This is a genomic window from Arthrobacter sp. TMS2-4 (assembly GCF_054511075.1).
The window spans coordinates 13,045-25,974 of sequence record NZ_JBTNDI010000001.1 but is presented as its reverse complement, the minus strand read 5'-3'; the positions used below and the strand labels follow the sequence as shown (position 1 = coordinate 25,974).

At 69.8% G+C, this 12,930-nt stretch carries 9 protein-coding genes; 7 read left to right on the top strand and 2 right to left on the bottom strand.

What is annotated here, in order from left to right; all coding sequences use genetic code 11:
* Window positions 1-39 precede the first annotated feature (39 nt).
* From ACX80F_RS00125 to ACX80F_RS00110, 4 genes are all read left to right on the top strand, one after another.
* Complete coding sequence (locus ACX80F_RS00125) at window positions 40-2,262, top strand: RNA degradosome polyphosphate kinase (protein WP_459334372.1); 2,223 nt, start codon at window positions 40-42, stop codon at window positions 2,260-2,262.
* Window positions 2,262-3,227, top strand: a complete 966-nt coding sequence (locus tag ACX80F_RS00120) for an NUDIX hydrolase (protein ID WP_459334371.1) — start codon at window positions 2,262-2,264, stop codon at window positions 3,225-3,227. The genes ACX80F_RS00125 and ACX80F_RS00120 overlap by 1 nt, the downstream gene beginning before the upstream one ends.
* 212 nt (window positions 3,228-3,439) lie before the next feature.
* Window positions 3,440-3,676: a hypothetical protein gene (locus ACX80F_RS00115; RefSeq protein ID WP_459334370.1), complete on the top strand. Its 237-nt coding sequence runs from the start codon at window positions 3,440-3,442 to the stop codon at window positions 3,674-3,676.
* 241 nt (window positions 3,677-3,917) lie between these two features.
* Window positions 3,918-4,808 (top strand): 4'-phosphopantetheinyl transferase family protein, encoded by an 891-nt coding sequence (locus ACX80F_RS00110; protein WP_459334369.1) that lies wholly within the window; start codon window positions 3,918-3,920, stop codon window positions 4,806-4,808.
* Between the two features lie 120 nt (window positions 4,809-4,928).
* Here ACX80F_RS00110 and ACX80F_RS00105 read toward each other — a convergent pair whose 3' ends face one another.
* Both ACX80F_RS00105 and ACX80F_RS00100 read right to left on the bottom strand, forming a co-directional pair.
* Window positions 4,929-6,296: a M1 family metallopeptidase gene (locus ACX80F_RS00105; RefSeq protein WP_459334368.1), complete on the bottom strand. Its 1,368-nt coding sequence runs from the start codon at window positions 6,294-6,296 to the stop codon at window positions 4,929-4,931.
* The gene (locus tag ACX80F_RS00100; protein WP_459334930.1) at window positions 6,293-10,207 is read right to left on the bottom strand and encodes a Pls/PosA family non-ribosomal peptide synthetase; all 3,915 of its coding nucleotides are present in this window, start codon (window positions 10,205-10,207) and stop codon (window positions 6,293-6,295) included. The genes ACX80F_RS00105 and ACX80F_RS00100 overlap by 4 nt, the downstream gene beginning before the upstream one ends.
* A 181-nt stretch (window positions 10,208-10,388) precedes the next feature.
* On the opposite strand from ACX80F_RS00100, the gene ACX80F_RS00095 reads away from it, so the two are divergent.
* The 3 genes from ACX80F_RS00095 to asd are packed head-to-tail and all read left to right on the top strand — an operon-like array spanning window position 10,389 to window position 12,926.
* Window positions 10,389-11,168, top strand: a complete 780-nt coding sequence (locus ACX80F_RS00095) for a thymidylate synthase (protein WP_459334929.1) — start codon at window positions 10,389-10,391, stop codon at window positions 11,166-11,168.
* Window positions 11,165-11,728, top strand: coding sequence for a dihydrofolate reductase (locus ACX80F_RS00090; RefSeq protein ID WP_459334367.1), 564 nt, complete (start codon window positions 11,165-11,167; stop codon window positions 11,726-11,728). The genes ACX80F_RS00095 and ACX80F_RS00090 overlap by 4 nt, the downstream gene beginning before the upstream one ends.
* A gap of 58 nt (window positions 11,729-11,786) precedes the next feature.
* On the top strand, window positions 11,787-12,926 hold the full coding sequence (asd, locus tag ACX80F_RS00085) for an aspartate-semialdehyde dehydrogenase (protein WP_459334366.1): 1,140 nt from the start codon (window positions 11,787-11,789) through the stop codon (window positions 12,924-12,926).
* The last annotated feature ends 4 nt before the right edge of the window (window positions 12,927-12,930 follow it).

The window sequence follows — 12,930 nt, the reverse complement described above, 5'->3', positions numbered from 1 at the left end:
GTTCCCGCCACCATGACCGCCCACGCTGCAGGAGACGTAATGGATTCACGAACCAAACGCCGGGGTGCGTCACTGTACGGGTCATCCGAAACGGCTCCGGCCCGGGCAACCCAGGACCGCATCGACATCCCGGAGTTCGCTCCCAGCCTCCTGCCGTCCGGCGACATCGGAGCGGACCGTTTCCTCGATCGCGAGATCAGCTGGCTCGATTTCAATGCGCGCGTCCTCGAACTCGCGGAGGACCCGGAGCTCTTCCTCCTGGAGCGGGTCGGCTTCCTGTCGATCTTCGCGTCCAACCTCGACGAGTTCTTCATGGTGCGGGTGGCCGGCCTCAAGCGCCGGATCGCCACGGGCCTTGCGGTACCCTCGGCGGCGGGCCTCAGCCCCATCGAGCAGCTCGAGAAGATCATGCAGGACGGCTACCAGCTGCAGCAGCGCCACGCAGCCGTGTTCGCCGAGCACATCCGGCCGGCCCTCGCCCAGGAGCAGATCCACCTCACCACGTGGGAGGAACTGGACGACACCGCACGCGCCGAGCTGCACAAGGTCTTCGCCGAGAAGGTCTTCCCTATCCTCACGCCGCTCGCCGTCGACCCGGCCCACCCGTTCCCCTACATCTCGGGCCTGTCCCTCAACCTCGCCGTCGTGGTCCGCAACCCCGTCAGCCAGAAGGAACTCTTCGCACGTGTGAAGGTGCCCGACCAGTTGCCGCGCCTCATGTCGGTGGACGGACCGCGCGCGGGCAACGTCGCCGGGCGCATCGCCCGCTTCATCCCGCTCGAAGAAGTCATCGCCGTCCACCTCGACCAGCTCTTCCCCGGCATGGAGGTGCTCGAGCACCACCTCTTCCGCGTCACGCGCAACGAGGACCTGGAGGTGGAGGAGGACGACGCCGAGAACCTGCTGCAGGCGCTCGAGAAGGAACTGCTGCGTCGCCGGTTCGGGCCGCCCGTCCGGCTCGAGGTCACCACGGACATCAACCCGAGCATCAGGGCATTGCTCTCGCGGGAACTCGGCGTGGAGGAGGACGAGGTCTTCAACCTCCCGGCGCCCCTGGACCTGCGCGGCCTCAGCGTGATCGCGGGCATCGACCGTGGGGATCTGCACTTCCCCAAGCACGTCCCGCACACGAGCCGCTACCTCAACGAGAGCGAGACGTCGAAGGCAGCGAACGTCTTCGCGGCGATGCGGCGGCGCGACATCCTGCTGCACCACCCGTACGACTCCTTCTCCACCTCCGTGCAGGCGTTCCTGGAACAGGCGGCTTCGGACCCGAAGGTCCAGGCCATCAAGCAGACGCTGTACCGGACGTCGGGCGACTCCCCCATCGTCGATGCCCTGATCGACGCCGCCGAAGCCGGCAAGCAGGTGCTGGCCCTCGTGGAGATCAAGGCACGGTTCGACGAGCAGGCCAACATCTCCTGGGCGCGCAAGCTGGAGCAGGCCGGCGTGCACGTGGTGTACGGCATCGTGGGGCTCAAGACCCACTGCAAGCTCTCGCTCGTGGTGCGGCAGGAGATCGACGGCCTCCGACGGTACTGCCACATCGGCACCGGCAACTACCACCCGCGAACGGCCCGGTACTACGAGGACCTCGGCCTGCTCACCTCCAACGAGCAGGTGGGCGAGGACCTGTCGCGCCTGTTCAACCAGCTGTCCGGGTATGCACCGAAATCCACCTTCAAGCGCCTCCTCGTGGCGCCGCGGTCGGTCCGCTCGGGTCTGATCGACCGCATCGAGCGGGAGATCGCGAACAAGCAGGCCGGGCTCGCCGCACGCGTGGTCATCAAGGTGAACTCCATGGTCGACGAAGCAATCATCGATTCGCTCTACCGCGCGTCACAGGCGGGTGTGCAGGTGGACGTGATCGTGCGTGGCATCTGCTCGGTACGACCCGGAGTTCCGGGGCTGAGCGAGAACGTCACGGTCCGCTCCGTCCTCGGCCGGTTCCTCGAACATTCCCGAGTCTTCGCCTTCGCGAACGGCGGCGCGCCCGCGGTGTTCATCGGGTCGGCGGACATGATGCACCGCAACCTCGACCGCCGCGTCGAGGCTCTCGTGCAGTTGAGTTCGGCGGAGGACATCTCCTACCTGATGAACCTCATGGACCGGTACATGGACCCGACGGTCTCCAGTTGGCACCTCGATGAGACCGGCTGCTGGACCCGGCAACACAAGGACGCCGACGGCGTGCTGCTCGAGGACATCCAGTCGTCGCTGCTCGCCTCGCGCGCCCGCCAGCGAGCAGTGTCCCGCCGCTGATGGCTCCATCAACGAAGGACGCCGCCGTCGCCACGGTGAGCGGCAGTCCTGCTGTCGTGGCCGCAGGCACGCTGTGCTGGCGGATCGAGAAGGGCTCTCTCGAGATCCTCATCATCCACCGCCCCCGGTACGATGACTGGTCCTGGCCGAAGGGCAAGCTCGATCCGGGAGAGACGACGCCCGAGTGCGCCGTCCGCGAGACGGACGAGGAAGTCGGGCTGCGCGTGCGACTCGGTATCCCCCTGGCAACGATCACCTACCCGGTGAACGCGGGCGAGAAGACGGTGCACTACTGGGCGGCCAGGATCGACCGGGCTACCCCGGTGCCGGACGGCAGCGAGGTCGACGACACACGCTGGGTGTCTCCCGAAGAGGCGCGCACCCTCCTGAGCAACCCGACCGACGTCGTGCCCCTCGACGCTCTCGTCGAGGCGCACCGCGCCAGGAACCTCCAGACCTGGCCGCTGATCGTGGTCCGCCATGCCAAGGCCAAGCCCCGCTCGTCATGGAGCAGGGCCGAGGGCGAGAGGCCCCTCGCCGCCACCGGCCGACGGCAGGCTACCGCAGTGAGTCGCCTGCTCCAGGCCTGGACGCCTGAGCGGGTGGTGAGCAGCCCCTGGGTGCGGTGTGTCCAGACGATCTCGCCGTACGTGAACCAACGCAGTGCGAAGCTGAAGCTCGTCGACGCCCTGACGGAGCACGACGCCGCGAGGAAGCCCGCACGCGCGCGAGCTGCCATCGAGCGGCTCCTGGACAAACGCAGACCGGTGGCGGTCTGCACCCACCGCCCGGTGCTCCCGCTCGTCCTCTCGGTGCTGCGCGGCCACATGCCGCACCATCTGCACGCGCTCCTGCCCGTCGAGGACCCGCACCTCGCACCCGGCGAAGCGGTGATCTGCCAGGTGAGCAGCACCAACCAGGGCCGCATCGTGTCCGTGGAACAGTTCCGCGCCTACGACGACTGATCGCTGCATCCGCCGGGTGTCGGTTCCGCAGATCGTCCATCCGTCCTGATCATCCGTGCGCTTGCCCGGCTGTTCTTCCCTTTCTCGGTTCCTGCGTTCGTGGTGTCCAACCCGTTCGTCAGCGGCCGGAATGACCCCGTTCATGCCTCGTTCACTCGCAGCGCCTAGGGTCGGTCCTCACGCAGTGACCGCACCGACGAGAGGATCCCCCCATGGCCGATGTGAAGAGCCTGGTACGGGCACTCGCGCCGCACGAGATCGAACTGATCCACCGGATCGGACCTTCCGGGCCGCTCACGCCGAAGCTCATGCACGCCATCGACCGTGCGGCAGGCGGTCCCGGCGAAGGTCGCGGTTACTACGTGTACGGACAGCCCGCGGACCCCGACCGGCCGCGGCCGTTCGTCCTCAGCGACGACGTGTGCGCTGAACTGTTCGGCACACACTAGGGCTGCGGCCTACGAGCTGACCGGTCCCAGCCCCCGGCTGCCCCGTCGTAGCCCAGGGGTCACCTCGTCCCAGCCCGCGGCTGTCCTGGCGCAGCCCAGGGGTCACCTCGTCCCAGCCCGCCGGCCGCCTACCGAGCTTCTGCAGATCCGCTGGCGACGCACGTCTGGCTCATGACCGAGTTTCCGTCGGGCTGTCCCGAGAGGATGGCCTCACGGACAGGTCCTCGGGGACGATGGTGGCGTGAAGTATCTCCCAGGCACTCCTGCCCCTGGCTCGCCCACCCCCGGCCCGTCGTCGTTGGTCGCCGATCCTGCGGACCGACCGTCGGGTGCCGTCCTCCGGTTGCAGAGGATCGGTCCCGGCGCCGATCTCCCGCCCGCAGCCACCATGCTCCGGCTCCTCGACGACGTCGAACGGGCGCGGGCGGCACGGATCGCCGATGCGACGCCGTCCGCCCTCTTCGTCGCGGGCCGGTACCTCCTCCGTACCCTTGTCGCCGACCTGCTGGGAACGCAGGCCGGCAGCCTCGTGTCCTGCTTCGAGTGCCCGATCTGTGACCCGCACCGGGTGTCGGATCACGGTCGGCCGGCCTACCTGCTGCGTGGTGAACGCGTGCCGCTGGCACTCAGCCTGTCCCGGGCCAATGGCTTCGTGCTGCTCGGAGTACTCGGGGCGGCCGAGATCCACGAAACAGTCGAGTTGTCAGGACGAGGCGGTACATCCGGCTCGGCTGCAAGCCACGGGATCCACGGTCCGGAAGGAACAGCCACGACGGTCGGGGCGAACGGGACACCGCTACTGGGAGGCGTCGGTTCGAAAGCACGACCGGGACTGGGCGTGGACCTCACCGCCGTCGCCGCCGTCGACTTCGGGGGTTTCGACGACGTCGCCCTGACTCCCGAGGAGCGGACCATGGTCGACGGACTTCCGTCCGGTGACCGACGGGCGGTTCGTGCGCGCCTGTGGGCCCGCAAGGAAGCGCTGGTCAAGGCTTCGGGCATGGGCTTCACCGATCGCGGCCCGGACGCAGTCGGGGTATTGGAGGAGCCGCGTGTCACCGATCTCAGCTCGATCGATGGGGAGCCGCTGGAGCCACTGGGCTTCGTGGCCGCCGTCGCCGTCGACCCGTGAGGAGCCATTCGGGCCCGAGAGGTAGGCCGGCATGTCGGCAGGCACGCACCCGTGCCGGACGCCGGACACCCGGCATGTGTCTGCAGGCAGGCACCCGACATGCAGCGGTATCGGCCCGTATCACAATGCGGGCAGGGGCCTCGAGAGCAGCCACGGCACCAGGAGGTCCCCGACACCGGCGCCGGGAAGCGCTCGTACCGCGAACGCGATGAAGTCCGCTGTGGTGGCGGTCCCGAAGCGGTGTTCTGCGGACCACGAGCGCAGCAGCGCGAAGAAGGCGTCGTCGCCTGCCGCCTTCCGGAGCGCATGGAGCGTGAGGGCGCCACGCTTGTAGACGCGGTCGTCGAACATGTCGACGGCGCCGGGATCGGCGAGGACGAGGTCCTGGGGCGCCCGGCTGAGGCGCTGGTGAACGGACCGCGCGTGGGCGTCCGCCGTCGTCGACCCGCTGGCCTCGGACCAGATCCATTCGGCGTAGCAGGCGAAGCCCTCGTGCAGCCAGATGTCCTGCCAGCGTGCGGCGGTGACGGAGTTGCCGAACCACTGGTGCGCGAGCTCGTGGGCGATCAGTCGCTGCGCGTCCCAGCCCTGGTCGAGGTGGTTGCGCCCGATGATCGAGAGCGTCTGCGCCTCGAGGGGTATCTCGAGGTCGTCGTCGGCGACGACCACGAGATACTGAGGATAGGGGTAGGGCCCGAAGCACTCCTCGAACACGGACATCATCTGGTGCTGGCGTGCCAGCGACACCTTGGCTGCGGGGGCGAGGGACGGCGGCACGGCAGCGTACAGCGGCACGGGTGTTCCCGGTGCGCGCTGCGCACCCGGGGCGGGCAGGCCGACGACGGGCCCCGCGGGGTCGTTCAGCGCCACAAGGGCGTATCGACCGATCTGCACCGTCGCGAGGTAGGTGGCCATCGGCTCGGCCTGCTCGTACGTCCAGGTGGTCCGGCTGGACCGGTCGACCCGCGAGACGAGGACGCCGTTGCAGACGGCCCGGTAGCCGGCATCGGTGGTCACGGCGATCCGGTAGGCAGCCTTCTGCGAGGGGTGGTCGTTGCAGGGGAACCACGACGGAGCGCCGGTGGGCTGCCCGGCGACAAGGGCGCCGTCGGTCAGTTCCTCCCACCCGATCTCGCCCCAGATCCCGGTGAGGGGGCGCGGGTTCCCCTCGTACCGGATGTCGAGCCGGAACGTGGCACCGGCGGGCACGGGATCGCGGAAGCCGACGACGAGCTTTCCCGCACGGTCCTTGAAGGACCGGATGCGGACGGTGTCCGAGGTGATCCGGGTGGTCCGGAGCCCCTGGAGGTCGAGTTCGACGTGGTGCAGTCCCCGGCGCGTGGTCACGGCCAGGACGGCACGACCGGACAGGCGATTGGTCGCGAGCCGGTAGTCGAGGGCGAGGTCGTAGTGGTCGACCTGGAAGGAAGTGCTGCCGTTGGTCGGGGTGTACGGGTCAGGCGCAATGCTCTCGGAACTGGTGCTCACGCACCGTCTCCCGGACCCGACCAGGAGCTGACCGGGTTCCCCATCCAGTAGGTCCCTGCGGGGACGGTCTCCCCGCGCATCACGAGCGACGCAGGCCCTACGGTGCCACCCTGGTCGATCCGGGCTGCGGGCAGGATCACGCTGTGGGGGCCGAGGGTTGCTCCTGCGGCGAGCTCCACGGTGTCCATGCTCATGATCCTGTCATGGAAGAGATGGGTCTGCACCACGCATCCGCGGTTGACAGTGGATCCGGTGCCGAGGCTCACCAGATCCGCTTCGGGCAGCCAGTAGCTCTCGCACCAGACGCCATGTCCGATCTTCGATCCCAGTGCCCGCAGCCACCAGACCAGCGACGGCGTGCCGCTGGCGGCCCGCGCGAACCACGGGGCGCTGACGCTCTCGATGAACGTGTCCACCACCTCGTTGCGCCAGATGAAGGAGCTCCACAGTGGGTGCTCGCCGGCCGTGATCCGGCCGACCAGCAGCCACTTCGCGACGACGGCGCTCGCGGCGGCGATCGCTCCCAGCACCGTGAACACGACGCCGCTCAGCAGGGCCGCCACGAGGTAGCCGCCCCAGGACGCCAGCGCGTCGAAGGCCACGAGGGCCGCGGCGGCGATCATCACGGTGAGGATGACCGGCACCACGCGACAGAGCTCCCAGAACGCGCGCGCCGCCCTGAGGCGCCCTGACGGCTGGAACGTGCGGCTCTGGTCCCCGGTCACGGCGAGCCGGCGCAGCCGGGAGGGCGGACTGCCCAGCCAGGAACTGCCGGCCTTTGCCTTCGCCGGCGTGGCCGACAGCACCGCGACCAGCGAGTTCTTCGGGACGCGCCGCCCGGCCGAGGTCATGCCCGAGTTGCCGAGGAAGGCACGCCGGCCGATCTTCGCGGGCGCGATGCGCAGGTACCCGCCGCCGAGCTCGTAGGAGGCCACCATGGTGTCGTCTGCGAGGAAGGCACCCTCGCCGATCGTGGTCATCTTCGGGATGAGCAGCACGGTGGATGCCTCGACGTTCCGGCCGACCCTCGCCCCGAGGAGCCGCAGCCACACGGGCGTGAACAGGCTCGCGTAGAGCGGGAACAGGAGGTCCCGCGCCATGTCGAGGGTGCGCTCCGTGGCCCAGATCTGCCAGCCGATCCTGCTACGGGCAGGATAGTAGCCTTCGCGCAGGCCGATGCCGAGCAAGCGGACGGTCGCGAGGACCAGGAGGGCGGTGACGACGATCCAGAGGACGGCGGCGAGCGCCACCGGTCCCACGAGGGTCGGCCATGCCGAGGACAGGGACCGTGCGCCGCGCAGGGCTGCCAGGACGGGCAGTGCGGCGACGACGGCGGCGGCGTACGGGATGAGTGCGAGTGCGCCCGAAGCTGCGGCGAACGCCACGAAGGACACACGCGCGCGCAGCCGGGAGCGGGCCGGCGGCGCGTCGGGCCAGTCCTGCTTGGCCCGCCCCGCCCTGGTGGCGGGCGCGCCCGAGAAGAGCTCCCCGGGGCGGACGATGCCCTGGACCGCCGACCCCGGGGCGACCTCGGCGCCGGCGCCGATCGTCGCACCCGGCATCAGTGTGCTGCGTGCGCCGACCACGGCTCCCGCGCCTACGGTGATCCCGCCGATATGAATGCGGTCGCCGTCGATCCACCAGCCCGAGAGGTCCACCTCCGGTTCGACGGACGCGCCCGGTCCGAGGGTGAGCAGGCCCGTGACCGGGGGGACGGAGTGGAGGTCGACGTCGGGTCCGATGCGTGCGCCCAGCGCCCGCGCGTAGAGCTGCACCCACGGTGCGCTGGCGAGGCTCACCGCCCCGGCGCTGTCCGAGATCTGCTCGGCGAGCCAGAGCCTGAGGTGCACCCTGCCGGACCGCGGATAGACACCGGGCTCCACGCCGGACAGCAGGAGGCGGGCCGCGAGGACGGACAGTGCCATGCGGCCGAACGGGCTGACGAACACGAGCCAGGACAGCGCCACCCACCACCACGACAGGGTGGCCGCCGCCGTGAGGATCCCGAGTCCGCCGAGGACGTTGCCTGCGATCATCGCGTACGTGAGCCAGCGCATGCCCGCCAGGAACTGCAGCGGGATGCCCATGATCGTCTGGAAGACCTGCGACCTGCGCGCCGTGCGCAGGACGGCGCGTTCGGGAGTTGGTGGCTGCTCACCCCCGCCGCCGGTTCCTGCGGCGAAGGCGGCGAGCGCACCGAGCCGCGGATGGGCGTAGATGTCGGCGACGGTGACGACCGGGTAGCGGGTGCGGATGAGCGACACGAGCCGGGCGGCCGCGAGCGACCCGCCGCCGTGCAGGAAGAAATCGGCGTCCTCGTCGGCCGGGACGGTGCCGAGGACGGCGGCCCACTGGTCCGCGATCCACCGGAGGCGCGGGTCGAGGTCCTCCAGGCTGCCAGGTGTGTCCGGGTCACCGACACCGGCGAGCGGCCAGGGCAGGGCGTTCCGGTCCACCTTGCCGCTGGTCTTCGTGGGCAGGGCGTCGGTGACGGTCAGCAGGGGCACGAGCGCGGCGGGCAGCTCCCCGGCGAGCAGCGCGCGCAGGGCCGGGAGGTCGGGGTCGCGGTCGGCCGGCACGAGGTAGCCGACGAGGAGCTGGTTGCCCGACGGTGTCGTCCGGACGGCGGCGGCGGCGCCGGCGATCCCGGGCAGGGCCTGGAGTGCCGCATCCACCTCGCCGAGTTCGATGCGCCGGCCACCGAGCTTCACCTGGTCGTCGGCCCGGCCCATGAACACCAGCCCGGCGGCCTGCAGCTGCACGAGATCGCCCGACCGGTAGGCGCGCCGCCACCCGAGCGTCGGCATCGGTGCGTACTTCTCGGCGTCCTTGGCCGGGTCCAGGTAGCGGGCCAGTCCCACTCCCCCGATGATGAGCTCCCCCGTGCCTCCCTCCGGGACGGGCGTTCCGGACTCGTCCACGACGGCGAGGTCCCACCCGTCCAGGGGCAGGCCGATGCGTATGGGGCCCTCCCCGCCCAGGCGCGCGGCGCAGGCGACCACGGTCGCCTCGGTGGGTCCGTAGGTGTTCCAGACCTCACGGTCATCGACGGCCAGGCGCTGTGCGAGGTCCGGTGGGCAGGCCTCCCCACCGAAGATGAGGAGGCGGACGTTCTCGAGCGAGTCGGCGGGCCACAGCGCCGCCAGCGTGGGCACGGTGGACACGGCGGTGATACCGCGGGTGATCAGCCACGGACCGAGATCGACACCGGTCCGCACCAGGGCGCGGGGCGCCGGCACGAGGCACGCACCATACCGCCAGGCCAGCCACATCTCCTCGCAGGAGGCGTCGAACGCGACGGAGAGGCCGGCCAGCACGCGGTCGACGGGTCCGAGGGGTTCGTGCTGCAGGAACAGCCGTGCCTCCGCGTCGACGAAGGCGGCGGCGGAGCGGTGGGAGACGGCGACGCCCTTGGGTGTGCCCGTGGAACCGGAGGTGAAGATGATCCAGGCGTCGTCGTCCGGTGTGGGGTCTCCGGGAATTCCCCGGCGTGCACCAGGTCCGGCGACCACCGACAGGCCGTGCCCGACGACGACACCGACGCGTGCCTCAGCGAACACGACGCGGGCACGTTCGTCCGGGTCGTCGGCATCGACGGGTACGTAGGCCGCTCCCGCCGCGAGTACGCCGAGGATGGCGATGTACAGCTCATTGGTGCCGGAGGGCAGGCGCACCCCGACGGTGTCGCCGCGGCCCACACCGGCGGCGCGCAGGGTGGCGGCGAACCGGTCGGCGGCCGTGACGAGCTCCGTGTAGCTGAGGTCCTCGGTGCCGTCGTCGAGCGCCGACGCGCTGGGATGCTCCGCGGCCGTGGCCCGCAGGATGTCGAGGAGCGTCCGGGGGGCCGGTGCCCGACCGGACGCCGTGAACCGCCCGGCGGCAGGTGTGGCGTGGATCTGGGGCGAGGGGATGGTCACGGCTGGATTCTTCCGGTACGAAGTGAACAGCAGGTGAGCGGCGACGCCGTCGCCTGCACGGCCCGGGGGTAGTCTACCCGCGTCACCACCGCCGACCGGGACGACCCATTCGTTTTAGACTGGCCGGGTGAGCACTCCCATCCCCACCCCCTACGAGGACCTGCTGCGCGACGTCATGGCGAACGGCGCGCCCAAGAGCGACAGGACGGGTACCGGTACCCGGAGCGTATTCGGGCGGCAGCTGCGCTTCGATCTCAGCGAGTCCTTCCCGCTCGTCACCACCAAGCGTGTGCACTTCAAGTCCGTGGCGCTGGAGCTGCTCTGGTTCCTCCGCGGCGATTCCAACGTCCGCTGGCTGCAGGAGCGAGGCGTGTCCATCTGGAACGAGTGGGCGGACGAGGACGGTGAGCTCGGCCCCGTCTACGGCGTCCAATGGCGGTCATGGCCCACGCCTGACGGCGGCCACATCGACCAGATCGCCCAGGTGGTCGAGGCTCTCAGGACGAACCCGGACTCGCGCCGCCACCTGGTCTCGGCCTGGAACGTCTCCGAGTTGCACGACATGGCGCTGCCGCCGTGCCACGTGTTCTTCCAGTTCTACGTGAGCCCCGGCGTGGACGGTGGCCCCGGCCGGCTCTCCTGCCAGTTGTACCAGCGGTCCGCCGACACGTTCCTCGGGGTCCCGTTCAACATCGCCTCCTACGCCCTGCTGACCCTCATGGTCGCCCAGCAGACCGGTCTCGAGCCCGGCGAATTCATCTGGACCGGCGGGGACGTCCACGTGTACGACAACCACGTGGAGCAGGTCGCCGAGCAATTGTCCCGGGAGCCCTACCCGTACCCCCGCATCGAGCTGAAGCGTAGGCCGGACAGCATTTTCGACTACGACCTGGAGGACTTCGACGTGATCGACTACCGGCACCACCCCACCATCAAGGCGCCGGTGGCGGTTTGAGCGCGGATCCCTCCCCCCGGGCCCTGAGCGTGCCCGATGCCGTCGGGTCCCGCCCTGTGATCGGCATGATCTGGGCGCAGACCGAGGACGGGGTGATCGGCAAGGACGGCGGCATCCCCTGGCACGTGCCGGAGGACCTCGCGCACTTCAAGGCCACAACGACGGGGCATCCCGTCATCATGGGCCGGCGTACCTGGGAATCCTTCCCGTCGTCGGTTCGTCCCCTGCCGGACCGCACGAACATCGTCGTCTCCGGATCGCGCCTGGACCTGCCCGGTGCCGTCGTCGTCGATTCGCTCGACGCTGCCTTCGAGGCCGCGAATGCCAGTCCCGGCGCCGAGGAGGTGTGGGTCATCGGTGGCGGCCGCGTGTACGCCGATGCCATGCCGCGTGCCAATGCGGCGCTGGTCACCGTCGTCGAATCCGCGGCGGAGGGCGACACCCTCGCGCCCCTGCTCGGAACGGACTGGTCGCTGGCGGCCGTGACCCCGGAAACAGGCTGGCTGGAATCGACGAAGGGTACCCGCTACCGCATCAGCCTCTGGACCAAGCAGTCCTGACGCAGGGGCACCGGTCACAAACCGGCGCCTCTCGGCGCCTCCGCCTAAACTGGAGGGCATGACTTCAGCACCCGAGAGTTCCGCACTGCCCTCCGTCGGCTTCGTGGGCTGGCGCGGCATGGTGGGCTCCGTCCTCATGCAGCGCCTCCAGGAGGAGGGCGACTTCGCCAGGATCAACCCCGTGTTCTTCTCGACCTCGGCCGTCGGCGGCGCTGCGCCGCGGTTCGCAGAGGGATCCGGCACCCTGCAGGACGCGTACGACGTCGAGACGCTCGCCAAGCTCCCGATCATCGTCACCGCCCAGGGTGGCGACTACACGGCCGAGGTCTACCCGAAGCTGCGCGACGCCGGGTGGCAGGGCCTCTGGCTGGATGCCGCCTCGACGCTGCGTATGGAGCAGGACAGCATCATCGTCCTCGATCCCGTCAATCGTGAGGCCATCGACGCAGGGCTCGCGCGCGGGGTGCGCGACTTCATCGGCGGCAACTGCACGGTCTCCTGCATGCTCATGGGTCTGGGCGGGCTTTTCCGTAATGGTCTCGTGGAGTGGGGCACGTCGATGACCTACCAGGCCGCCTCGGGTGGCGGTGCCCGCCACATGAGGGAGCTCCTCAACCAGTTCGGTGCGCTCCACGGCACCGTGGCCGTGAACCTCGACGATCCGGCCTCTGCGATCCTCGACATCGACCGCGCCATTCTCGCCAAACAGCGGCACCCCAGCCTCGAAGCGAGCCAGTTCGGCGTACCGCTGGCCGGGTCCGTCATCCCCTGGATCGACAGCGATCTCGGCAACGGGGTCTCCCGCGAGGAGTGGAAGGCTGGAGCGGAGACCAACAAGATCCTTGGTACCGAGACGCGCATTCCGTTCGACGGCCTGTGCGTCCGGGTGGGTGCGATGCGCTCGCATTCGCAGGCGTTGACCCTGAAGCTGACGCAGGACCTGCCAGTCAGTGAGATCGAGTCGATCCTGGCCGCGGACAACGAGTGGGTGCGCGTCATCCCCAACACGAAGACCGACACGGTCGCCGGGCTGACGCCGGTCGCAGCCACCGGGTCGCTTGAAATCCCTGTCGGACGGATCCGGAAGCTCGAGATGGGCCCGGAGTACATCAGTGCGTTCACGGTGGGTGACCAACTGCTGTGGGGAGCGGCCGAGCCGCTCCGCCGGATGCTGATGATCGCCACCGGCAACCTCTGAGGGT